Annotated in this window: 16 protein-coding genes; 8 read left to right on the top strand and 8 right to left on the bottom strand. The window is 46.5% G+C overall.

Annotated elements, in window-relative coordinates:
* The first annotated feature begins 78 nt into the window (after positions 1–78).
* Positions 79–738 (top strand): TetR/AcrR family transcriptional regulator, encoded by a 660-nt coding sequence (locus LOZ80_RS11595; protein ID WP_238171581.1) that lies wholly within the window; start codon positions 79–81, stop codon positions 736–738.
* A gap of 134 nt (positions 739–872) precedes the next feature.
* Here LOZ80_RS11595 and LOZ80_RS11590 read toward each other — a convergent pair whose 3' ends face one another.
* From LOZ80_RS11590 to LOZ80_RS11570, 5 genes are all read right to left on the bottom strand, one after another.
* Positions 873–1,913 carry a stalk domain-containing protein gene (locus LOZ80_RS11590; protein ID WP_238171580.1) on the bottom strand — a complete coding sequence of 347 codons (1,041 nt, stop codon included), beginning with the start codon at positions 1,911–1,913 and terminating at the stop codon, positions 873–875.
* Between the two features lie 395 nt (positions 1,914–2,308).
* Complete coding sequence (locus tag LOZ80_RS11585) at positions 2,309–3,208, bottom strand: haloalkane dehalogenase (protein WP_238171579.1); 900 nt, start codon at positions 3,206–3,208, stop codon at positions 2,309–2,311.
* A gap of 22 nt (positions 3,209–3,230) precedes the next feature.
* A complete protein-coding gene (locus LOZ80_RS11580) occupies positions 3,231–3,680 on the bottom strand; it encodes a MarR family winged helix-turn-helix transcriptional regulator (protein WP_238171578.1) in 450 nt (149 codons plus the stop codon).
* A 142-nt stretch (positions 3,681–3,822) separates the two neighbouring features.
* Positions 3,823–6,081: an S-layer homology domain-containing protein gene (locus LOZ80_RS11575; protein WP_238171577.1), complete on the bottom strand. Its 2,259-nt coding sequence runs from the start codon at positions 6,079–6,081 to the stop codon at positions 3,823–3,825.
* Positions 6,082–6,358: 277 nt separating this feature from the next.
* Positions 6,359–7,966 carry a helix-turn-helix domain-containing protein gene (locus tag LOZ80_RS11570; RefSeq protein WP_238171576.1) on the bottom strand — a complete coding sequence of 536 codons (1,608 nt, stop codon included), beginning with the start codon at positions 7,964–7,966 and terminating at the stop codon, positions 6,359–6,361.
* A 169-nt stretch (positions 7,967–8,135) separates the two neighbouring features.
* Between LOZ80_RS11570 and nikA the strand changes: the two genes are divergently transcribed.
* From nikA to cntE, 6 genes are read left to right on the top strand one after another with little or no spacing between them, the layout of a single operon-like run.
* Positions 8,136–9,752, top strand: a complete 1,617-nt coding sequence (nikA, locus tag LOZ80_RS11565; RefSeq protein WP_238171575.1) for a nickel ABC transporter substrate-binding protein — start codon at positions 8,136–8,138, stop codon at positions 9,750–9,752.
* Complete coding sequence (nikB, locus tag LOZ80_RS11560; RefSeq protein WP_238171574.1) at positions 9,739–10,689, top strand: nickel ABC transporter permease subunit NikB; 951 nt, start codon at positions 9,739–9,741, stop codon at positions 10,687–10,689. Before nikA ends, nikB begins: the two co-directional genes overlap by 14 nt.
* A gap of 8 nt (positions 10,690–10,697) precedes the next feature.
* Positions 10,698–11,519 carry a nickel ABC transporter permease subunit NikC gene (gene nikC / locus LOZ80_RS11555; protein ID WP_238172959.1) on the top strand — a complete coding sequence of 274 codons (822 nt, stop codon included), beginning with the start codon at positions 10,698–10,700 and terminating at the stop codon, positions 11,517–11,519.
* Between the two features lie 20 nt (positions 11,520–11,539).
* A complete protein-coding gene (locus LOZ80_RS11550) occupies positions 11,540–12,376 on the top strand; it encodes an ABC transporter ATP-binding protein (RefSeq protein WP_238171573.1) in 837 nt (278 codons plus the stop codon).
* A gap of 16 nt (positions 12,377–12,392) precedes the next feature.
* Positions 12,393–13,223: a nickel import ATP-binding protein NikE gene (gene nikE / locus LOZ80_RS11545; RefSeq protein ID WP_238171572.1), complete on the top strand. Its 831-nt coding sequence runs from the start codon at positions 12,393–12,395 to the stop codon at positions 13,221–13,223.
* Positions 13,220–14,413 (top strand): staphylopine family metallophore export MFS transporter CntE, encoded by a 1,194-nt coding sequence (cntE, locus tag LOZ80_RS11540; RefSeq protein ID WP_238171571.1) that lies wholly within the window; start codon positions 13,220–13,222, stop codon positions 14,411–14,413. Before nikE ends, cntE begins: the two co-directional genes overlap by 4 nt.
* On the opposite strand, the gene LOZ80_RS11535 is transcribed toward cntE, so the two are convergent.
* Positions 14,401–15,279: a helix-turn-helix domain-containing protein gene (locus LOZ80_RS11535; RefSeq protein WP_238171570.1), complete on the bottom strand. Its 879-nt coding sequence runs from the start codon at positions 15,277–15,279 to the stop codon at positions 14,401–14,403. The genes cntE and LOZ80_RS11535 overlap by 13 nt on opposite strands.
* Before the next feature lie 151 nt (positions 15,280–15,430).
* On the opposite strand from LOZ80_RS11535, the gene LOZ80_RS11530 reads away from it, so the two are divergent.
* Positions 15,431–18,076 (top strand): family 78 glycoside hydrolase catalytic domain, encoded by a 2,646-nt coding sequence (locus LOZ80_RS11530; RefSeq protein WP_238171569.1) that lies wholly within the window; start codon positions 15,431–15,433, stop codon positions 18,074–18,076.
* 37 nt (positions 18,077–18,113) lie between these two features.
* On the opposite strand, the gene LOZ80_RS11525 is transcribed toward LOZ80_RS11530, so the two are convergent.
* Positions 18,114–19,130 carry a M14 family zinc carboxypeptidase gene (locus LOZ80_RS11525; RefSeq protein ID WP_238171568.1) on the bottom strand — a complete coding sequence of 339 codons (1,017 nt, stop codon included), beginning with the start codon at positions 19,128–19,130 and terminating at the stop codon, positions 18,114–18,116.
* Between the two features lie 24 nt (positions 19,131–19,154).
* On the bottom strand, positions 19,155–24,020 hold the full coding sequence (hepB, locus tag LOZ80_RS11520; RefSeq protein WP_238171567.1) for a heparin/heparin-sulfate lyase HepB: 4,866 nt from the start codon (positions 24,018–24,020) through the stop codon (positions 19,155–19,157).
* Between the last annotated feature and the right edge of the window lie 4 nt (positions 24,021–24,024).

Raw genomic sequence — 24,024 nt, 5'->3', positions numbered from 1 at the left:
ACAACTGTATAAAATCTCTGGTAAGAGAGTCAGAAACCTTGTTTCCTGACAAAAACACGATAACCGAAGGTGATGATTATGAGCGACCAAGATATCTCTTCCAATACGACCACACGAATATTGAAAACCTACAAAGAAGCTCGCTTGCAAAATAATGAAAATCTACGCAAATTAGTTGTAGAAACAGCAGCAGCCCTCCTGCAAGAAGAGGGCCCGGAAGCTGTTACGGTTCGCAGAGTAGCTCAGAAAATGGATTGTTCTACAAAAATCATTTATAGTTTGTTTGTCAATAAAGAGGGGTTAGCACAGCAATTGTATCTGCACGGTTGTAAGCTTCTCGCTAACGAGTTCGAGAGGACGCCGCAGACTGCTGATCCAATACAACATTTACTGACTTTAGGTGAAGCCTATTGGCAATTCGGGCAACGTTATTCCGGCTATTACAAGCTGATGTTCGGAGGAGCCTTCGCCGATTTCAAACCAGATGAAGAAAGCATGCATGGCACAGTAACAGCCATGAGGCAATTTTTGACCGCGATTAGCCATGCGCAAGGGCAAGGACTGATTCCAGCCGGGTATGATACGGAATCTGTTGTACGTATATGCTGGGCGTCGCTCCACGGCGCTATTCATCTTTACATGGGTGGGCACTTGGGAGATGAACAAACAGCCTATGGGGTTTATAGACAAACGTTAACTATGATTGTCAGTTCATTGATGCCGGATCATAACACCTAAAGACTACAAATAGACTGAAATCACCAAAAAACGGAGCCGCGTATGCAACGCGTTCTCCGTTTTTAGTTTGCCTATACAAATGGTTGTTTAGGATTGTGTTTGATGACAAAATCCCCTGCCCGCCCTCTTGCCTATTAGAACAATCTGCGTGCCGTAACAAAACGCTTCTTCCACTTCTCATCGAAATTCTCTATATGAACGCCAAGGTCTTTCGAATAGGTATGTAGCAACTGATTATCTCCTGCATAGATGGCTACATGACCAATATCGAGCCCGCGAGCGCTAAAAAACAAGAGATCACCTTTGCGGATTTCATCGAGCCCAACTTCTTTTCCTGTTAGCGCCTGATCGTAGGAAACACGCGGGAGATTAATGGACAGCGCCTCGCTGAAAACATATTTCACAAAAGATGAGCAATCGAATGTATGGGTTTGACCTGTTGCGGCGCCAAATTCGTAAGGTGTTCCTAGGAATTTGGTTCCCAAAGTGATTAACTGCTCCGCTTTCTTAGCAGTCAACGACTGGCTCATGTAATCGGAATACATCGGAGCGGCAGAGATAAATCCAATTGTGCCGTCTTGGGTTTGAACCTCCAACCAATTCGGGTCCATTTCGCGGATTACGTGAATTTTATCGCTTTTGGGAAGCATTCGGAGCACGCTTCCGTCCGTCGTATCTTTATCGGGAGTGTCACGCAGGTTGACGCCGTATTGAATCGTAGTTTCATAGTCATGAACAGACGAAATCGTAATTGTTCGGGAATAATCATGCCATGCCACGAAATTACCAAGCGTTTCGCTTATAAATCGAAGTGGAACCATCGTAGACCCAGCAATAATTTTACCGGCTATGGGCAACTCTAGTCGTTGTTGATTTTTATAAGCAGCCATTGCACCGATTTGGTATGTAAATATATCACTGTTTTTCTTAGCTGTAACTGTTCGTGTGCTTTCGTCCCAAGAAATTTGGGCACCTTCAGCCTCAAATAGCGTACGCATCGGAACGAGGCTATATCCATTTTCAATAACCGCAGGTGTTTCAAAAGACAACAGATGACCGTCCAAATACACAGAAGGCGAAGGACTTTCGTCAGCGTGAACAGAGGTTGTATGGAGCAATGCCATACTGAATAATGTAATTTTGATACTTTTTATAACGCCTGAATGAATTCTCATGTTAAATGACCCCTCATAGGTTAATTCCTATATATTTCGAGATCATCATAATCCTTTGGTCCGTAATAAGAGATACCTTATAAAGGAAAAGGCCCATCGTGCGGAAATAAGTGTGTCCAGCCATTCTTCATGAGCAGTGCTCCATGGCATCATTCCATGTGGGAGCATCCGTTGATGTTCCCTTTGGGCTATGCGATATCGCAGAACGTAATGTGAAAAGGAGCTATGATCCACTAATTGGCAGGAACCGGGGTAAAAGTAGCATGAAAGGGAACTGAGGTATGCTATTTAGCAAAAAATGATCATTCTGACCGGTAAATGGAGATATAGCGGATCGTAGTTCCTTTTGGAGTGGAATTAGGCAATTTTCTGTATTATAGCGGATCCTAGTTCCCTCAACCTCCCGATAATGACATTTCCGGCAAATTTCTCAGCCATGCAGCAAGCGCTTCACCAACTTCATCGGGTGCGTCCTCTTGGGGATAGTGGCGGCCTGGCACAGTAACTTCGGTTTGCGATGGCCATGTACGGCAGAAATCGATGTGGGATTGCGGCAATAAGCCGGGGGCGCATTGAATAAATAGTTTGGGAACAGCGCTTTGCGCCAGATATTCTCCGTACTCAGTGACAATCTCCGGTACGTCAGTCGGATCTCCAACGAATGGAAGCTGGCGTGCCCAGCTGAGCATTGGACGGCGGCTTTCGCCCGGCTCCAGGAACGGTCGACGGTACTGTGCCATCTCTTCATCCGTCAGCTTGCGCAATATGTTGACTGGCAGGTTGAACTCGATGAACGAATTTTGCTCTAGCACCATGCGCTCCCCTTCCGGCGTCCGGAGTGTTTGGAAGATCTTACGTCCATTCTCCGGCATTTCACTCCAACTGCGTGGCTGAATAATCGCTTCCATATAAGCGATCCCTTTGACCGCTTCCGGATGGCGCTTACTCCAGTCGAAGCCTAGTACCGATCCCCAATCGTGCACCACGAAGGTCACACGCTCGCTCACGCCAAGCTGATCGAGTAGTTCATCAAGATAACGGCGGTGCTGGTCAAAAGTGTACGCGTGAGGCCCGCTATCCGGAAGCTTCGCCGAATCTCCCATTCCAATAAGATCAGGCGCAATGCAGCGGCCAAACTTCTGAGCATAAGGAATAATGTTGCGCCAGAGATAGGAGGATGTTGGATTGCCGTGTAGGAAGACGATCGGGTCACCGCTTCCTTCCTCCACATAGGCCATCTCTAATCCGAATACTTGAGTTCGCTTTTTCTCATAGGGGAATGCCTCGTTAATCATTTTTCATCTCACCCATCAATTTTTATTTGGTCAGATTACGGAGCACGATTGTCAGCAAGCGCAGTAATAAGTCATACTCTTCATCGGTAATGCCGTTCCGTGTTTTGTTCTTAACGCGAGCCAGCGCTTCCTGTACCTTAGGTACAACCTCACGGCCCGAGTCTGTCAAATAGAGCAGATGATAGCGGTTGTCGGCGGGATCGACTTCCCTCCTTACGTAACCTTCTGCTTCCAACTTGGTAATCGCTTTGGCGGTAGTCGTTTTATCAATGAACAGTTTCTCACTTAGCTCCTTCTGAGTGATCGGTTGCTGAAACGCGATCGCCATCAGAAAAATATACTGTCCGCTTCCGATTCGATAGGGTGCCAGTTCGGCTGAGATCGCTACCTGCATGTGTCGATAAATTGCTGAGATGTATTGACCGTGCGATTCCGATGCGTCCTTGTCATTCTGCCTCCAATGTTGGCTCACATGATCTCCTCCTTTAATAGAATGTTATTGCAACTAATTTTAAAATACACCAAATAGGATGCTATTGCAACTATTATTTGTAAATACAAAAACAAACTTAGAGGGTCGATTAGGACCGTCCAAGTTTGTTAGCGTTACTTCACTACTTGCTCTTCTGAGCCAACATTTTCAGCAGAATCGTTACGGCTTCAGCCCTTGTAGCATGGTCTTGAGCGGCGAATTGGTTCGCGTCTTTTCCTTGCACAATGCCTGCTCGCTTCACGTTAGCAACACTGCCTTTCGCCCATGTCGGAATATCCTTGTCGTCTGCGAAGTCAGTTGCGGCATTTGCTTCGATAGTCAAGTTCATAGCGCGAGCTATCATCACGGCCATCTCCGCTCGTGTAACTTCTGCATTCGGACGGAATGTGCCATCCTCATTGCCATTAATGATGCCAGCTTGTGCGGCTTGCGCGACAGCCTTCTGCGCCCAAGCTCCGATTTCCCCAGAATCTGAGAAGGTCGGTGCTACTCCTGCTCCTTCCGGCTTCAGCGTATTCATCAGCATGACAGCAAATTCCGCACGAGTCACGGTATGATTCGGCTTAAATGTATCATCCGGATAACCCGCGATGATTCCACTGCTTATCGCTTGCTTGATGTTCGCCTCTGCCCAGTGCTCAAAGATATCACTAATCTTAACTTCCTTTGGCTTTTCTGTCGGTGGCGTTTCCGTTGGATGGTTCGTTACTGGCTTCCCTGTAGCTTTATCAACAACGAGTACCGCAAACTTCCCAAAGTGATTAGCTTCTACACTTATGCGGTTGCCGTTGATCTTATCCCCGGAGACACCTATCCATTCTTTCTTCCCATCTTCATAATAGAAGACAGCCACCGATTGATTGCTCTTCAAACTTGTTGGATCAAATGTTAATGCTATCGTTACCGGTTTACTGAAGTTTTCCGGGAAATTTTTCAGCACTTCAAATATTGAACTGCCCAAAACCTCTTTATTATTTAGCATATTTTGGGGGTTTAGGACTTTCTCTATCGTTAATTTCAGTTCGTTAGTTGTTGCATTAGCCGGAATCGAGATTCCGATCTTATCTTCAAGACTAACCTCGCCTATTGTACCCACGGGAAGAGTCATTTGACCATTCGTTGAAGTCAATTTGGTTTCAATAGGTGGCGTAATCGGTGTTGATGACTCTTCTGTATCCGGTTGGGACGGTTGCACTGGCAGGTTCGCGGTTTTAGCTTCCACCAGATTGGAAGCCATTCTGTAACCTGGAGCAAAATTGGCGCTCAGGCGGAATTGATAGTTTGTATTGTCTGTCAATGGAGCAATCGTTGTCTGCGTTTCATTGGCAGCCAAGGCTTTTTTGCTCCAGCTTTTTCCGTCTTGCGACCATTCAAGTTCGAGATCGTTTGCCCCCTCTACCTCAGACCATGTGACGGTTGCTTGGTTTGAAGTTGTCACGATTTGCGGGCTGACCAAGGTGAGTGAAAATTTTTGCACACGGCGCAGCATGGAATCATCTACATAGATATTCCCGGCATTGTCGGCGGCAACACCGAATGTAACTTCAAATTCTCCTGGAGCTGAGCCTTCCTTGCCCCACATTCGGATTGATTTCCCGTACGGATCAAGTACTTGAATTCGATAATTCTTCGTCTCCATCACATGCAGATTTCCGAATTGATCAAAGGTGAGCGCTTGTGGAAAACTGAATTTCCCCGGTTCGGCGCTTTCCGTCTCTCCCCATTGTCCAAGATACTGGCCCATGCTATCGAATTTCTGGATGCGGAAGTTGCCCGGGTCCGCGATAAAAATGGTGCCATCGCGGTCGACCGCGATGCCAGACGGCGCATTGAATTGACCTGGATCAGCCCCACGCGCTCCCCATGTGAGCAAAGTTTGACCCATCGGATCATATTTGCGTATCTGATGCAATCCGGCATTCGATACATACACATTCCCCTGTTGGTCGACTGCCATTCCCAATACACCAGCATTCAGATAATTACTATCATCCCAATGCCTCAGCTCGGTGCCGTCTGACTGAAATACCCGAATGTTACCTTGTCCATTATTGACATAGACAAGACCGCTATGATCAACCGCAATGGCCCTCGGCATGCCGAAGATCATTCCGTCAATATCCCATGCTTGCAGAAACTGCCCATTTGATGTGAATTTCTGTACACGGCTGTTCATTGTATCCGCGACGTAAAGATTTCCTGCTTGATCAATCGCCATCCCTTGGGGAAAACTGAATTGCCCCTCTTCTTCGCCATCTTCTCCCCATTGACTAAACACAGGAGCAGCGAACGCCTTTTCTCCATATCCGACGTACAGTGCAGACGTCATTACAGTAGCTGACAAAACACATTTTAAAATTATTGACTTGCTTTTCTTCATTGTCTCACATTCCTTTTCAGCATTCTTGTTGGTATAAATCAATCTAGTAGCTGTTAAACCTGATCCTTACTGCATATTTCTCCTCTCAAAATAGCCCAGTTAATTGATAGGGATAATCATTCTCAATTGTTTCGTAAAAAAAGAGAATGACCTCTCTTATAACAGCTTACTTTTTGTGATAATGAAAATCATTATCAGGTATGTAATATTGCTATAGTAGCAATAAAACAAATTTCTTGTCAAATTAATTATTTTATGAATGTCGTAGTTCCGTCCTCTATCTAATAATTCGTGGTAATAACGGGAGAAGTCGATCCATCGTAATCGGATCGTCAAAATTCCATTTCGCTTCAAGCACATGAACGTGATCTTCCCCCATCGATTTCCAATAAGGATGATTAGTCACTTTCTGAGCCTTAATCTTCGATCGCTTACACTCATCCACAAGAAGAAACAGATGGTCAGCCTCGTAATCATTGATCATCTCGTGTTCAATAGCGAAAAATGGAATGTTCTTAGCTATCAAATCCTTCACTTTGTCAGAAGGCTCGAAAGCAGATGATGGATGATATAACGTAAACGCTACACCTCTCATTCCCATGACATAGATAACACCATCGTTCACGACAAAAATTGTGGCTTGTTTCCGATTGTCCATAGGATACGCAAACAGCTGCTTCCATATCTCTGTGGATCTCATCTTATGGCTCTCCACCCAATTGCGAGCCTGGTTGGTCCTACCGAATAGATCAGCTACTTTTATAAGCCGATCATACGTATGTTCAAACCGGTCAATAGCTACGATGGGAGAAATATTAGACAGCTTATCTATCCAATCGAGCCGGAAACCACTATATACAATGAGATCGGGATTCAACGCTTTCACTTTGCCGGGTTCACCTAAGAGCCCGACATCTGCGATGTTGTTCAATTCCTCGCGATAGACTACTTTTTTGCCAATTACCGTCATATCTGCACCAATCGGCCTAATGCCTAAAGCCAATAAATCACCAAGGACAGCACCCACTGCCACAACTCTTGTGAAAGGGCTTGTGCTTCGTTCATTGGTTACCCCTTTGTTGCTTTTTGAGCGGACATATTGTTTGGGCGTCATCCCCATCTCATGCCGAAACTTGCGGGAGAAATAATACTCGTCCTTAAAACCGACTCGGCGGGCAATTTCGCGTAAAGGGTCATCCGTTTGGAGAAGAAGCTCCTTGGCCCTGTTAATGCGTACCTCCGTCAAATATTCAAGCGGTTTTTTGCCAATCAACGACTGAAACAAATCACTATATTTCCAACGGCCCACACCTGACATTCGCGATAGCAGTTCAACCGTAATTTCTTCCCGATAGTTGTTATTGAGATAGTTAATGGTCTGTTGAACAGCTGATGTGGAATCGGTGAAAGAATGCATGGTTTGGACATTTTCCATAAGCAATACAAGAAGCTCTTGCAGACGAATCTGCTGTTTACAACGTTCTATGTACTCATGTCTCAAGGCATCACTAGCTCCATGAGCAACCTGTTCTAGTAAATCGACAAGCCGCGACAATGGCCTCACATCGATCTTCGTCTCGTAGGGAACACAGGGCCCAATATCCATCGAAGGTTCTTTTTCCCCCATGGCATAGGCATGGAAACGAATCATATACACAGCTCCAAGCAGATCACTTCCGCCGCTAATCTCTATTTCCGCCTTGTCCCCAGGGGCCAAAAGCATACAAGATCCTTGCTCCGCATACAGGATATGCCCGGCCAGACGAAGGTTCCCTCCCATTCGGGCAAAGCAAATGATGCGATGGCCCGTCCTATCCGTTGGAACAACCAACTTGTTAGATAACAAATCTATGATTTTTACCTCTAATATATCGTATATGTGCATGTGCGGGTTCCCTTCCTTTTCCAGTCAATCATGCTTGTGTCTCGGGATATCTTCTCTTTTTTGTCCAATAAAAAAACAGTTATTTCTCCATTGTTAAGTATAGCAAAACAAAATAATATAAACGAGCATGATAATCATTATCACCACAATACAAAGGGGAATTAATCCGATGATCCGTAAAAAATCAACTCGCTTCCTACCCAAAATAGCGGTGCTATTAGCCTTGCTTATCACTGTATTAGGCTGCGCGAATCCAAAGCCAGCAGCCAACGATAAAGCTGCTCCGACACAGAAACCAAAGGAGATCACCGTTTCCTGGATGAGAGATTTGGGCCCGTCGAATCCTCATGCCTACTACCCTAATCAATTATTTTCACAATCGATGATTTACGAGCCGCTTGTCAGCTATAACGAAGGCGGAGAGCTTAAACCTTACCTTGCCGAGTCATGGAACATTTCCACGGATGGCAAAGAGTACACGTTCAAACTTCGTAAAAATATTAAGTTCTCGGATGGTTCGTCATTTAACGCTGCTATCGTGAAAAGAAATTTCGATGCCATCCTGAAAAATAAAAGCACGCATTCTTGGCTTGGCATCGCAAAGGTGCTGGAAAAGACCGAGATTGTTGATGAGCAGACGATTAAATTAACGCTCTCTGAGCCGTATTATCCAACTTTACAGGATTTGGCGACAGTTCGGCCTTTCCGTTTCCTAGGTGAGGCTGGCTTCCCAGAAGGCGATGATACCCTAAAAGATCTAAAAGCACCGATAGGTACAGGACCGTGGATGATTACAGAGTACAAACAAGATCAATACACCGTTTTCACTAGAAACCCTAACTATTGGGGTGAACAGCCAAAGGTTGATAAGGTAACGGTTAAAATCATTCCTGACAGCGAAACACGTGTACTAGCTTTTGAAAAAGGCGAACTGGATATGATATTTGGCGAAGGCGCGATTAGCCTGGATGCCTATAAACAACTGCAAAGCACAGGCAAATACGGAACTGCTCTCTCGGATCCGGTAGGTACTAGAAATATGTTGTTGAACTCCTCCAACGAGAAGCTTGCGGATCAACGCGTTCGTCTTGCACTCCAACATGGCTTGAATAAACAGAGCATCGTGGATGGTATTACAGGCGGTGTAGAACAAAAAGCCGATTCGCTTTTATCTAACAACTATCCGTACGTGGATTTGAAAGTTAACCCGGTTGATTACAGCACAGCCAAAGCAATGGCATATCTAGATGATGCCGGTTGGAAACTGGCTCCGGGGCAAACCATTCGGGAAAAAGACGGCAAAAAATTAGAGCTGGAATTAGTATACGATAAAACCGATCCGATTCAAAAAGTAATGGGAGAAGCCGTACAGGCGGCATGGGGAGAAATTGGCGTTAAGCTGAACATCGCCGGTGTGGAATTAACGACCGCAACGAAGCTGCTCCGAGAAGGCAAGTTCGACGTCCGCTTCTGGTTTAATTCCGGCGTCCCTTATGATCCCCATACGCTTATTAATGCTGTGAAAGAACCAAGCTTTGGTGTAGCCGAAGCCCATTCACGAATTCCTATGAAGCAGGAGCTGGACCGGAAGATACAGACGGTACTTGCTTCCACGAATGAAGTCGAACGCAAGAAGCTTTATACGGAAATTTTGACAACTTTGCATGAGCAGTCCGTCATCGTCCCCATTTCTTACATTAAACAAACCGTTGTTTACAATAAATCATTATCCAATGTTACCTTCCCTGCAAGCCGTTGGGATCACCCTTTCAATGGAATTAAGTAGCTATATCGGGAAGCGACTGCTCGCCATTATTCCTTTGGTTATATTCGCTACACTTCTCACATTTATCTTGATTCAGCTTTCGCCGGTAGACCCGGCGGAAGCTTATTTCTCCGCTTCGCATATTCAACCGACGGAGGAACTGCTTGCTGAGAAGAGGCACGAACTGGGACTGGACCAACCGCTTTACGTGCAGTACTTGCATTCATTAGCCCAAATCGCCCGGCTTGATTTCGGAACATCCTATCTGTCCAATAAACCTGTATGGGACGAGGTGACACTGCGACTGCCGGCCACCTTGCAGCTTGCTTTCACCAGCATCATATTGACGATTATTGTCAGCATAGGACTGGGGTATTTGTCAGCTGTTTACTCCCACAGCTGGGTGGATTATTTCAGCAAAGCACTTTCCTTTTTTGGCGCATCCATTCCGCAGTTCTGGCTCGGCTATCTATTGATCTTTTTCTTCGCTGTTCAATTGGATTGGCTACCTGTTAATGGCATGGGAAGCTGGAAGCATCTAGTCCTGCCTTCACTAACCCTGTCACTTGCACTTATCGCGGTCTATAGCCGACTTTTGCGGGCAAGCATTTTGGAGCAATTACAAGAAGTTTATGTGTTATATGCCAGAACTCGTGGTATACATGAAAAAGTGATTATGCTTAAACATGTGATGAAAATTGCCATCTCCCCCGTCATTACTGGCTTAGGTATGAATTTCGGCAAGCTGCTCACGGGGACGATTATTGTAGAGCAAGTGTTTTCATGGCCAGGGATTGGCAGATACTTCATTGAAGCCATCTTTAATCGAGATATCCCGGTCGTTCAATGCTATGTGCTTCTCGCTGCATGCGCATTCCTTCTTTGCAACCTGATCGTTGATATTGTTCAAATGTATATGGACCCTCGAATTTCCTTGAAAGGAAGAACCGATTCGTGATTAAACCTATGAAGAATCTTCTCTCCGGTAGGAAGACCATCATCGCGTGTTCTTGCTTCCTGCTGCTTTGTTTCTTAATCACGATTCTGGCACCTTGGCTTGCCCCCCATGATCCGATCAAGGTCAATCTAGCCTTGAAGCTGCAGCCTCCTTCGTCTGACTATTTATTAGGTACGGATCATTTGGGGCGTGATCTATTATCCCGACTGTTGTACGGAGCTCGCATATCGTTAGGCTTAGTTTTCCTTGTGTTTATTTTATCCTTAACTATAGGGCTAATCGTTGGAACGGTTGCGGGCTACAAAGGCGGATGGATCGATACCTTCCTCATGCGCTTCTGCGATGGCGTTATGGCTTTTCCAAACCTTGTGCTTGTGCTCGGAATTGTAGCGATGCTAGGTCCCGGTATTATGCAGATCGTGTTTGCCCTGCTTCTTGTTCAGTGGGTAACCTATGCTCGTATGTTTCGCGGCCTTGTTGTCAGTTTAAGAGAACGCCAATTTATTACGGCTGCTATGATAAGCGGGTCCTCACCATGGACCATTATGAGGCAACACATCATTCCGAATGTTCTGCCCCCGATTGTCGTAATCGGGACACTTGAGATTGGTTGGGCGATTATGGATATATCTGCGCTGTCTTTCCTTGGCTTAGGCATTCAGCCGCCTACCCCTGAGTGGGGCGCCATGATTCATGAGGGCAAGAGCTACATTCGGAGCCATCCTGAACTGATGATGTACCCCGGATTTTTTATTTTACTTGTCGTCATTAATTTCAATCTGCTCGGTGAAGCGCTATCGAATAAATTTGGGGTAAAAAAACGATTTTAAACAAGAAATGAGGCTCTTAGATGGACACAACTCGCAAAGTCTTGCAGGTAAGTGGGCTGAACGTCAAAGTCACAACAGATCAAGGCCAGCTTCAGCTTCTTCATGATATTCATTTTGATTTAAATGAGGGGCAAATTCTCGGTCTAGTCGGCGAAAGCGGCTGCGGCAAAAGCATTACATGCCATTCACTCTTGCAGTTGATGGATCAACATACCATTGTCGAAGGCAGCATTCAACTGGGTGGCCGGGAGCTTAACGGCTTGGATCCGAAGGAGATGCGCCGCATTCGCGGCAAAGAAATAGGCTTTATTAGGCAAAATCCGATGAATGCCTTCACGCCAGTGTATTCAATTGGCAATCAATTTATCGAGACCATCCGTACGCACTGTAAGCTGAGCAAAAAAGAAGCCTATGAGTTGGCTGCCGTTTCGCTAGAAAAAGTGAATTTGCCCAAGCCTTACGAGATTCTCAAGATGTACCCTTTTCAACTGAGCGGCGGCATGCTGCAGCGGGTGATGATTGCTATGTGCATGTGCCTGAAGCCCGCCGTCGTCATCGCTGATGAACCAACGACTGCACTCGATATGGTCAATCAATTGCAAGTGTTAACACAGCTGGAACGGTTGCGATCGGAATGCGGCACAACCATTTTGCTGATATCTCATGACTTAAGCGTCATTGCAGAGATGGCAGATGAAGTTATGGTCATGCAGCATGGGAAAATTGTTGAACAAGCCAATGTCTTTGAGCTGTTCGATCACCCTGCAAATGCCTATACCAAAAAATTGCTAAACGCGAGGTTGCAGCTGCCCGATCTTTCTAACAAGCAGACGGTAGAATATGCTGTAAACTTTTAAAAATGGGGTAACAACAATGAGTTTGTTGCAAGTACAGGAAGTCAGTCATACTTACGGAAAAAATCGATTATTTGGCTCAATTCGCCAACAACGGCCGATCCTTTCCAACATTTCTCTCTCTATCAATGAAGGCGTTTGTCTCGGATTATTGGGAAGCAGCGGAGCTGGGAAAAGCACGCTGGGAAAAGTCATTCTTGGTTTGGAAAAACCACAGCAAGGCAAGATCACCTTTATGGGGCACGATATGTACAGCATGAATGCAACAGCCCGCAGAAAGATTCGTCGGGATCTGCAAGTTGTTTTTCAAGATTGTTATTCGGCGGTTAATCCACGGATGTGTGCCGAACAAATCATTGGAGAGCCGCTCAGCAACTACAAGTCCATGTCGTCACTTGAACAAAAGCGAGCGATCGGCGAGCTGTTGGAAAGGGTCGGTCTGCAGGCAGCGGACATGGTGAAATACCCCCACCAATTCAGTGGCGGCCAACTGCAAAGAATCAACATTGCCAGGGCGATTGCGCTAAACCCGAAACTCATCGTGTTAGATGAGCCGATTAGCAGCCTTGATATGGTCAATCAAAGCCAAATCCTAGCATTGCTGCATGACTTGAAGCTATCATTTGGGCTTTCTTATCTGTTCATTACCCATGATATCAAGGCTGCTTACGCCCTTTCGGATCGGTTAGCGGTCATGGATCAGGGAGAGCTCGTGGGACAGTTCGAAAATAAGGAATCGATTTTCACATCGGCACATCCTGCTGTGAAGCTTTTGTTGCAATCTGTCCTTGCTGAGCATCCTCGAGACCGGAAAATCAAGTCCGTTAAAGCGGAATGTCGGTCGCTATGAACAGAAACGGCCCCTTATCTTTACCTTTTATCAAGCTATACGCCATTACTTTTCTATTTTTCAGCGCGAATCCGATCTTGAATATCATTGTGCCTTTACGCAGTGAAGCTCAAGGTGCGAGCAATGCAGCAATCGGCGTTATGATGGGCGCTTATATGATAACGAGCATGCTCTTCCGTCCGTGGGCGGGCAGCATCGTTCAGCGCTTCGGACCGCTGTCTGTCTTACGTGTTTTATTACTCACAAATGGCCTTATTCTAATTCTGTATACGATTTCAAGGCTGGAATGGTACTTCGCACTTCGTGCAATGCAGGGTATAACGACGGCATTTTTCTCCTTATCGCTGCAGCTAGGTATTGTTGATAAGCTGGCTCACAAGGATCGTTCTCAAGGCATATCGCTTTATTTGTTAGCGGGCATGCTGCCTACCGTAATCGGTCCTATTCTGGCATTAACCTTGTGGGACTGGGGTGGAATGAACGCATTCACCATAGCTATGATCATTATTGCCCTTGCCACAGGTATCTTAGGCTTCAAGGCTCCGCTACCCTCAGGTTCGCAAGTCACTCAGGATGAGCAGCAGCAAGCAAGCTCCATGTCTTCTCAACTGCGCCAACTCTGGACTCATCGCGCCTTTCTCGTATGCAGCACAGCCATGCTGATTGCTTCTGTCTCCTTCGGGGCTGTTACAACATTTATTGCGCTCTATACCAAACAAAGCGGTGTCGGTCATGCCGGCATTTACTTGATGCTCCAAGCTGGTGTGATGGTATTTTGCAGATTCGCCTTACGCAAAAAAGTTCCTTCAGACGGCCAATGGCATCCCCGTTTCCTCGTCTGCTTACTGCTAAGTATGGCTGTTGGCTTACAGCTATTGGCACTAGCCGTATATGGCGGAGCCTCATTCATGTATGCGGGTTCCATATTGATTGGGTTAGGCATGGCACTGCTTTACCCTCATTTAGTGACGTATTTGACCATAGTTCTGCCAATGTCATCCCGCAATACGTTAATCGGTGTGTTCATTGCCGTATCCGATCTGGGCTCTGTACTTGGCAACATCGTGATGGGCACGATTGCCGATCATTTGTCCTACTCTTATATGTATGGCATATGCGCTGGCTTATTGCTGACCACTGTTGCGATTATACTCATAACCGGTCGCCGTTTAGCGACTTACTCGAACTGATTTCGATAGCTTCCCGGCGTCATGCCGACAATCCTTTTAAAAATCGAGATAAACGAATTTAGATCCTTGTACCCTACCGATTCCGCAATCGATCTAATCTTATGCGGTGAATCGCGCAGCTGCTCGCAGCTTTTGCGGATACGCAAGCTTTGCAGATAAGAATGAAAGGTTTGACTTGTATGTCGGTTAAACAATCGTTGAAGCTGCCGTTCACTCCATTGAAATTTCTGCGTCAGATGAGATAATGTCAACCCCTCAGCATAATGCTGCTCCATATAAAGAAGGACTTGGAGAAACCTGTCCGGTTGAGCGGATTCAGCCGGCAGTCCTGCTCTTTGCTCCCTGTTAATCAATCGGTAAATCGTAACAAGCAGCTGCAGCAGGAGACTGTTCAGGTAAGTTGTGGACCCGCTCTGCGGTAAAGAAAACTCCTGATACAGCGCAAGGAACAGCTTCTCGATCGAAGCATCGACATCAACAATCGAATCATATTTGTACGCCTCTTCTTTCAGCAATTGCATAAACGCCGCGATAGCCGGATCGGTTACGCCAGGCAGCAAGCTTTCGAGCAATTGCGGAGTGAAAATGCAGTTATATATAATTAACGGCTCTTTTGATTCATCGGCTGACGATGGGCGAAAAACATGTGAAACCCCGATCGGGATGACATAGAGCTGGCCTCGCGCTGCCCGATGAACCTCATTTTCAATATAATGAAACCCTCTGCCCTCCCCAACATATGCCAGTTCGATAAACTCATGCGAATGCTGGGATAACCGGAAAGTTTCCGTTACTCGGTTAATGTAAAGCATCTGATGATGCGGGAAAAAAAGATCCCCTTTAAGCGTATGCTTTGGAAACTCCATGGCGCTTAACCCCCTATTCTATAAAATGTCCGTTTAACCTATATTTGATGTCCTAAATACCTACATAAAAGCAAGTTGGAACTCTTTTATAATTATAATAGAAATTAAATACATGGTAAATTGGACATTGAAATCAAAGGGAGTGAGCCTCATGGCATTAGTAAACAAGCTGCGATGCGAGTATAAGGAAAATCCAATCGGTATCGATATCCGTCATCCAAGGATCTCTTGGCAGATTCAGTCGGATACGCGGTCGTGGCTGCAATCCGCTTATCACATACAAATTTCGCAGGATCCCTCATTCTCCAGACTTCTCTGGGACTCTGCCAAGGTGCATACCGATCAATCCATCCATGTGGAACTGACAGCTTTGGTTTGGCAGCCAGGTGGACGCTACTACTACCGCGTTAAGGTTTGGAGCGATCAGGGAGAGGAAACGGATTGGTCGGACCCTGCTTTCTGGGAAATGGGGCTGCTCGATGTTCAAGATTGGCAAGCTGCGTGGATCAGCGCTCCAATAGGATTGTGGGGAGCGGAGTCCTGTCCCTTGCTGCGTCGCACATTTCAGGTCAACAAACCAGTGAAAAGCGCCCGCATTTATGCCACCAGCCTGGGACTTTATGAAATGCTGCTGAACGGCCGCAGAGTAGGCGACTATTACTTCACACCCGGGTGGACCAGCTATAAGCATCGTCTACAGTATCAAACATATGACGTTACGGAGCTGCTTTCGACAGGTGGCAATGCGCTCGGCGCTGTACTCGGAAACGGCTGGTACAAGGGTAAATTAACCGGGAAGCATCGGCCGAACGTGTATGGTGAAAGATCAGCTTTCCTGATGCAGCTGCATATCCAATATGAGAATGGCACGAAAGATGTCATCATGACGGATAGCGATTGGAAGACAGCGGAAAGCCCGATCCTGATGTCGGAATTGTATGACGGGGAAACGTATGATGCTCGATTGGAGAAAACCGATTGGAGCATGTCTGGTTACGACGATGCGGAATGGATGGTCGTGGATACGCTGCCGCACGCCAAAGATGCCCTTCTCGCTCAAGAAAATGAACCGGTGCGGAAAATCGAGGAGATCCCCCCCGTCGCTCTGCTGACGACACCATCCGGAGAAACGGTTATCGATCTGGGCCAAAATATGGTCGGATGGGTGAGGTTCACAGTACAAGGCCACTCCGGTCAAGAAGTGACGCTGCAGCATGCCGAAGTGTTGGACCGGGACGGCAACTTTTATACAGATAATTTGCGCAATGCCAAGCAGACGATCCGCTATGTGCTGAGAGGCGGCGAGCCCGAAACCTACGAGCCCCGCTTCACCTTCCAAGGTTTTCGTTACGTGAAACTCAACGGTTTTGGGGCGAAGATTCAACTTGCGCAATTCACCGGTATAGTGCTCCATTCCGACATGGAGCGGACAGGCGATTTTCAATGTTCGGATCCACTGGTGAATCAACTGCAGCACAATATTCTTTGGGGGCAGAAAGGCAATTTCCTCGATGTGCCCACCGATTGTCCGCAGCGCGATGAGCGTCTGGGTTGGACGGGAGATGCGCAAATGTTTATTCGCACCTCCGCCCATCTCATGAATGTTGCTCCATTCTTCAGCAAATGGCTGCATGACTTAGCAGCAGATCAGCTTGCAAGCGGTGGCGTTCCTTTCGTTATTCCCCATGTGCTCAGTGAAAACAGCCACTCTTCAGCAGCTTGGGGCGATGCGGCCGTCATATGTCCATGGGAAATTTATCAACTCTACGGTGACAAGCGAATTCTCGAGCAGCAGTACGAGAGCATGAAAGCCTGGGTCGAATATATACACAGGCAAGGTGAAAACACCTTTCTATGGAATACGGGCTTCCATTTCGGCGATTGGTTAGGACTGGATTCCAAGCCGGGCAGCTATATCGGCGCTACCGACCGCGACTTCATTGCAACCGCTTTTTATGCCCACTCGGTCTCACTGCTCGCTAAAACAGCTAAAGTGCTGAAGAAAGATCATGATGCAGAAAGCTATATGGAGCTGCACACGCAAATACGGAATGCTTTTCAACAAGAGTTTGTTACACTGGGCGGAAGATTGTCTGTCCCTACACAGACGGCACACGTATTGGCGCTCATGTTCGAGCTAGTGGATGGCAACGCTAAGGAACGTGCGGCCCATAAACTTGTAGAACTTCTGGAAGAAAGCGAATTCCATCTAACGACCGGATTTGTCGGCACCCCCTATCTGAATCTCGTGTTAAGTCAAACAGGTCATACGGATGCGGCTTACAAGCTATTGTTTCAAACGGATTATCCGTCTTGGCTGTACCAGGTTACCAAAGGAGCTACCACGATTTGGGAGCATTGGGACGGTATCAAGGAGGATGGAAGCTTCTGGAGCACGGATATGAATTCATTTAATCATTATGCTTATGGCGCCGTTGGCGAATGGTTGTATCGCTGTGTTGCCGGTATTCAGGTTGATGAAGATGCGCCAGGGTACAAGCATTTTCACATTAAACCGCTGCCGGGCGAAGGTCTGACTTGGGTGGAAGCCTCTCTGGAATCCATGTATGGATTGATCCATTCAGCATGGCGGCGGTTGGAAGATCAATCGATGGACATCAGGGTTAGCATTCCACCGAATACGATGGCAACCGTGCATCTTCCGAATGCCAAAGAGACCATACTCCGTGAGAATGGCTTGGCGTTGGGGCAAAGCGAAGGAATTCAAGCCATCAAACCTTCCGACTTGGGTGTCTCGCTGACTTTAGGATCAGGAACATATCGTTTCACCTATTGAAGATAAGGGCACCCTTAATGGGTGCCCTTGTTGCTTCTTAACCTCTCAAGTTAAACCGGAACATTTCTTCAAACAACACGAAGTGGCTATCCAAAATCTCATCTGCCGTCAATTTAATGCCAGGAGCATCCAATCCCATATTGGATTCAAAAGTCATACTCATGCCTCCGCAAACATGGTGGATCGCAGAAGTGAGATTAATCGAAGGATAAGGAAATATCCCTTCATCCACGACCATTTGATTCCGTTCCGTAAACGGAAGCCCTTGCTTCGCATATGCATCAACAAGACTATGGTTGAACGCCTGTTGCTTTTGCATAACGACATAGGGGAGATAATGAATTTCATAAAAATGATTTTCATAATTAGCTCCACCATGCAGCAAAACTGTGAAATCAGTAGCCTCTTGGTCAGCCAGACCAAGCAGTGCACTCGTTTCCAGAGCCATAGGGACAAAAAAGTTGTCGTGCATCAAGTTGACACCATCATCATTAAAATAGGAGCCCAAATAATCTGCATAATCCTTGATCGGATGAACCGCCTTACAGTCTGGCCACGCGCATAAGGTGCCGTCTTTCCACGTCCCCTGCATATAGTAAACGAATTTCTCATAACTTACATCGATCATCGTATCAACTGGCAGCCGTGCCCTTCCATCAGGATTCATGCAAGGGATGAGGAGAAGCCGGAATCGATGGGCATTTTCATAGATGTAATCATGCCGCTTCCCCCGATAATCCGTACCCGTTTCGAGCAGATGAATCAAATTCATGACAGCGACAATACCTTCCAATTCCCCGCCGTGTATGCCTCCGACAAGGAGCAGCACAGGTTTGCTATCTTCACCTTTATGTGCATAATGCTCCGAATTCCCCGCACCAGTAGCTGAACTGTAATTGGCCCTCCGGACAAAGTCTTCCTTCTCTCCGTATTCCACCATATAAATGTCTCTTCCACCCGCCGATGTAGCAAGTACTCGGGTGCTGCCCAAGGTGACATTCGTTAGGTATTCCTTGATCTCTGCCAACCTACTTTTCCAAAATGATGCAACCAACCTGAACCCACTCCTACCCTAAGTCTACTTAAATTCATGCATAGCCAATATCAGACTAGCAACAGCTGCAAGGTCAGCAAAGTTGATGATGCCGTCATTGTTGATATCCGCTTGTTTGTATAGATGCCAGTTAGGATCAGCAGACGTGCTTCCATAATGTGCAGCAACGATACCTAGATCACCAATACTGACTTTACCATCACCATTCAGGTCGCCTGGAATAGCTGCATTCACTGAAACTGTAAAAGTTTGTACAGCCGCCTGTAACTGCGTGAGGGCTTGATCCACTTGCAATTGGGTAGCCGTACTCTGATTGGCTACTGCTCGCGCGCTATCGATTGCCGCTTGCAGAATGGCTTTCGCACCAGTCGGATACTTGCCTACTCCCGCTCCCTCTACAGCCGCATTATGTAAAGCTTGGCTGCTCATAAGCAGCGCTTGTAAGGCCGCTTTCTCCACAATGGTAATTTGAACCTGATGAGCGGCAGCGTTGTTCACAATCGTTTCGAGCCCATTTCCATCCGAGACAACTACGTTGGTCAAGTAAACGGAGCCTGTCACGGTTTGCGTTACTTCTTTGGCCTTGAAGTGCAGTTTCAGCAAATCAGCCGTACCCGTTACCGCATTTACCGCCCCCGAACTTGCCGCAATGATTCTCACTTGGCCCGGTGTCTTATTTTGCTCTGCAATCGAAAGTCCGCTTTGGAGAGACTCCGCAGAAAGGAATTCATATTGAGTGGCATCATACTGCAAGGTTACATCCTGTGCAAATACGCTTTGTGTAACCTGGCTCAATCCATAGGTCACATCAAATGACTGACCAGACATGACACTAGTGACTCCGGTTAATGTAGATGTAGGTGCAGTTACACCTGTACTACCCATATAAGTAAGTGTATACGTTCCCACAGTTCCGTTAAAGTAGAGGACACCCCCCTCTTCACTTACTGTTCTAACAGTGTCAACGCCATTACGACTTATTTTCCACGTTCCAGACACAAGATCAGTGACCACATATTGCATATTGGTTTCTGTTCCGTACACCGAAAGCGTTACGCTGCCGTCGAGGCGATTGCCGGTCTTGCTGAAGAATACCGCATTATCTGCGACTTTCGCGCCAACCATCCGCTCCATATCAAGCTTCTGTGTAACGAGTGGCTGTGTGCCGTTGTTGTCCATGACCTGCATAACATTGAGGAAATAATCTGTTTGTGCGGGTGCATTCGGCGAAATCTGTACGCGCCATGCGCCTGCTTCAATGGAATTAGTTGCTGCCGGTCCCGATCTTGATTCGGGATAGTTCGTGCCAAACACTTCAAATTCGTGCCCTGGGCCTCCGACCTTCTCGATGTTGGTATTACCTGCTACAGGCAGAAGTGTTTCATTAACTAATTTAGAGTTATATCCATTTTCATTGCGTGTAATGGTTGTTGTATTACCGGTTACTAATGGCTCGTTCATACTGTGCAGCAGCCAATATTTTTTGAAATTTGGATTAGAGGCCGCCACTTTGTCATACACGATCATTGCAGCTGGGTGTTGACTATTTTTTAAATTCAGGAAAACGAAGGAACGCATAGATTGTTTTACTTTCGCTGTATAAGCAGCTGTTAAATCACCTTTGAGATAACTGAAATTCGGAGCAAGTACATTAGGACCAAATTCGTGACCAAGCACCTTGCCCATATAAGCGTCTTTTCCAACTAGTTCCTCCAGCTTCAACGCATCATATCCCTTGTTCGCTCTGCGTTGTCCTCCATCGTTAGCTACAGCTGCTCCCATCCAAGTTTTTGTTTCATTCGGATCATAGACTAACATCGTATTATTAGCGATTGCTTGTTTATTGTAATTTCTGTCATAATATTTGCCGTAGCCGCTTTCGCTCCCGTTGGCATCCCCTTCGTAAATACCGCTATTTAGCGCGAGACTGCCCTTATAATAGATGTCGAAATTCCCCATATCCTGATGTTGATGATTATTAAACATGTACCCGCCGACCTTCATCTCCGTTACGACCGCAGGTGAAGTCTTATTGATGGTTGCTCCAGTGTCCCAACCTGTACGAGCCATCATTGTGCCAATGGGAAACCCAAAATATTTCGTGAGCGGTAACTGCTGATCAGACTGCGTAGGCAGATTCATATCAACAAATAAAATCTCACTAACAGGATCAATCGTGCCAGGTTGGTATTGACGCAAAAATTCGTTTTGCAGATAAGGATCTCTGTAATAAGAGGCCCCCAGCATGATCGTAGGCGCATACTTCCAGTACGTATCTCTAGCTGTATAGGTCGCTGAGAAGGAATCCCCCGAACGCATTAATTGTCCATCCGGACGCCTTTCGTAGAGGGCACGATAAAGTCTGGCTCCTCCTTGCTGCTCATTGTATACATTCTCAATCCCCATTCCCTTGAAAATCGTACGTGCCCACAGCTCCGCTTCCATTCTGGTTTGACCGTAGGAATCACCTTGGGAGTTCATATCCGCCATGGAGATAAAATCGTTCGCTGGCACATGCTCCTGGAAAAACCGAAGCGCGGAATGCTGATACATATTCGGTTTCTCATCATAGATGGCAACTCCACCCGCAAGCAAATATTTCAATAGTTGATTGCCGCTGCCGTGACTAACAATCGCCCCCTGGTTGAAAACTGGATATCCGAGTTCTGTTTGGGATGCAATAAATTCTATTCGGTTAATGATTGTGGTTTTCTCTGCTTCCGTTAACAAATCGAAGCACCAATCATACACCATAGCAGCTGCGTTAATCGTGTCACCAATTTGTGTATACTGGCCTTGATCCGTAAACTGAATCGAGTTCAAATTATTCATAAGCATCGTGATGGCCCTTCTACCCCGCTGCGGATCACCTTCCAATAAATAAATCAAAGCGTTCGAATCAATCGCTTTACGGACAGCAATGGAATAGTTCATCGGTTTCGTCCCTAGAGGTTCGACTGTCCCCTCTGGTACGGTAAGACCCAATTCGATCTTTGTCCATGAGACATTATCAGACGATACATAAATGTCAAAGTATGACTTTCTTGTATGACCTGAATACCATGCGAGCCCTACGGATCCAACAGGCTGAATAGAGCCAAGATCATAGTTCAACCACTCCCCTGATCCCTCCGCCGACCACCTCGACTCCGGAGCCATGTTGCCGTCGAGTGTCTTATCAGGGTCACCGCCGCTAGCGACCACACTTTGTACGGCCAACTTATTAGTTACGCTCGCAGAAACGGTAGGATATATTTCCGTTTCTACGATGGAATTCCAGAGGCTGCCCGAACTGCTGCCATACCCCACGATTTTGACATAGCGCGCGTTGTTAACACTCGGGAAGCTGTATGTCTCGATCTCATCTGTTGTACCGCTGGATGTACCTGTATAGGATGCGCTTTCACTCGTCGCAATCACCTTATTCCATACCGCATTCATCGGTCCCCCAACGGCTATTTTCTGCTGCAGGGCAGGAATATCGCCCTGTCTGACATAAAGACGCGGATGTTCAGGCGGTGGCGTCGGTATTGTCTGTGCTGTAGCTGTGACAGCAGCAGGCATACGAATATCAGCATTCACCGCGTCAGACTCGAACAAAGCCAAGGGGTAATTGGTTGTCATATATCCCCCTAATGTGGCTCGAACGACATATCGGTTACCTACCAAACGGTTATTAATAGTGAAGCTCCCATCCGCTGCCGTAACGGCTGTTCCGAGAGAAACAAGATAAGAGGTATCCCCTTCCGCATAGACATTCAGTACCGCACCAGGAAGAAACTTCACATCGATCTCTGCTGCTTTCACTTTCCCGCTTATTGCGTATAACGGATCTGAAGCATCCACGGCTAGATGAAAATCCGTGTTAGACACATCGTTGTCCGTAAACGTTAGGGGGATTGATCCGCTCATGAAACCTGCTTTATTAGCCTTTACTACATAAGAGCCGCTGCTTGGTACAATAAGTGAATAAGTACCATCAGGTAAGGTTGGCATGCTTGCAAGCGGCGCAGCAAATGTTGTATCAGCAGCCGCATACAAGCTCACTGTTGTCAAACCAAGTGCCTCACCCGCCGTATTCGTCACTTTGCCCTTCACGCTTAGTAATGTCTTGACGGTGACATCATCGATATAATAGGAACCTGAATTAGCCCCTGTAGTGAACGAAAACTGATCAACACTCGAAATGCCCGCTGTAATAAAATTTTTACCAAGCATCGCAACGGTATTAGGACCCTCTCTCGTAATTCCACTGCTTAAATAGGAAACATGAGCTTCATCCAATTGATCACTTGTCATGTTAACGTCATATGTGCCAGCATTCATATCCAGCACGACTTTCATCGTATACCAGCTGTTATCCGTGATGGCTGCAGACGCACTTGGAATAAACTGTCCGACAAAAGGTTCCGATTGAATTGTGTACCGAGTAGCACCGTTGTTCAATAGGGAGAAGGAAACAAGCGGCTTCGACGACGTATTAGATCCCACCTTACCATTCAGATTGAAGTTCAACACATTAAACGTATTCGTTGCATCCTTTTTAAATTTATATTTGGTTTCAACAATGAGCTTCCCACTTGATATGGGAGTAAACGATTTAGTAATCGTGGCACCGGCACTACCCGAATCGGTATCCTTCAGCTCGATGCTTTTGTTGCCATTTCCGGCTGGATCATTAATGAGAGCGCTACCACCGGAACCAGAAACTAGATATCCTGCAGGTGCTGCACCTGTCTGTTCCGTGTCGAACGTATCATTGATAGGTAGAGTGACTACCGCCGCCTCAGCACGTTGGGGCACTAATCCGATAAGAAAACCGCCGAGCATAGTCAAGCATAATACCGTAGAGATCCATCTTTGATTGTTTCTAGTCAAGCAGCTGACCATTCCA

The sequence above is a fragment of the Paenibacillus sp. HWE-109 genome (genome assembly GCF_022163125.1).
Taxonomy (GTDB): Bacteria; Bacillota; Bacilli; order Paenibacillales; family NBRC-103111; genus Paenibacillus_E.
This window is presented reverse-complemented; position numbering and strand designations above follow the sequence as displayed.

What these genes read in the sequence shown, in the direction of transcription:
- LOZ80_RS11595 (WP_238171581.1), top strand. Translation starts at nt 79, where the DNA reads ATGAGCGACCAAGATATCTCTTCCAATACGACCACACGAATATTGAAA.
- LOZ80_RS11590 (WP_238171580.1), bottom strand. Translation starts at nt 1,913, where the DNA reads ATGAGAATTCATTCAGGCGTTATAAAAAGTATCAAAATTACATTATTC.
- LOZ80_RS11585 (WP_238171579.1), bottom strand. Translation starts at nt 3,208, where the DNA reads ATGATTAACGAGGCATTCCCCTATGAGAAAAAGCGAACTCAAGTATTC.
- LOZ80_RS11575 (WP_238171577.1), bottom strand. Translation starts at nt 6,081, where the DNA reads ATGAAGAAAAGCAAGTCAATAATTTTAAAATGTGTTTTGTCAGCTACT.
- LOZ80_RS11570 (WP_238171576.1), bottom strand. Translation starts at nt 7,966, where the DNA reads ATGCACATATACGATATATTAGAGGTAAAAATCATAGATTTGTTATCT.
- nikA (WP_238171575.1), top strand. Translation starts at nt 8,136, where the DNA reads ATGATCCGTAAAAAATCAACTCGCTTCCTACCCAAAATAGCGGTGCTA.
- nikB (WP_238171574.1), top strand. Translation starts at nt 9,739, where the DNA reads ATGGAATTAAGTAGCTATATCGGGAAGCGACTGCTCGCCATTATTCCT.
- nikC (WP_238172959.1), top strand. Translation starts at nt 10,698, where the DNA reads ATGAAGAATCTTCTCTCCGGTAGGAAGACCATCATCGCGTGTTCTTGC.
- LOZ80_RS11550 (WP_238171573.1), top strand. Translation starts at nt 11,540, where the DNA reads ATGGACACAACTCGCAAAGTCTTGCAGGTAAGTGGGCTGAACGTCAAA.
- nikE (WP_238171572.1), top strand. Translation starts at nt 12,393, where the DNA reads ATGAGTTTGTTGCAAGTACAGGAAGTCAGTCATACTTACGGAAAAAAT.
- cntE (WP_238171571.1), top strand. Translation starts at nt 13,220, where the DNA reads ATGAACAGAAACGGCCCCTTATCTTTACCTTTTATCAAGCTATACGCC.
- LOZ80_RS11535 (WP_238171570.1), bottom strand. Translation starts at nt 15,279, where the DNA reads ATGGAGTTTCCAAAGCATACGCTTAAAGGGGATCTTTTTTTCCCGCAT.
- LOZ80_RS11530 (WP_238171569.1), top strand. Translation starts at nt 15,431, where the DNA reads ATGGCATTAGTAAACAAGCTGCGATGCGAGTATAAGGAAAATCCAATC.
- hepB (WP_238171567.1), bottom strand. Translation starts at nt 24,020, where the DNA reads ATGGTCAGCTGCTTGACTAGAAACAATCAAAGATGGATCTCTACGGTA.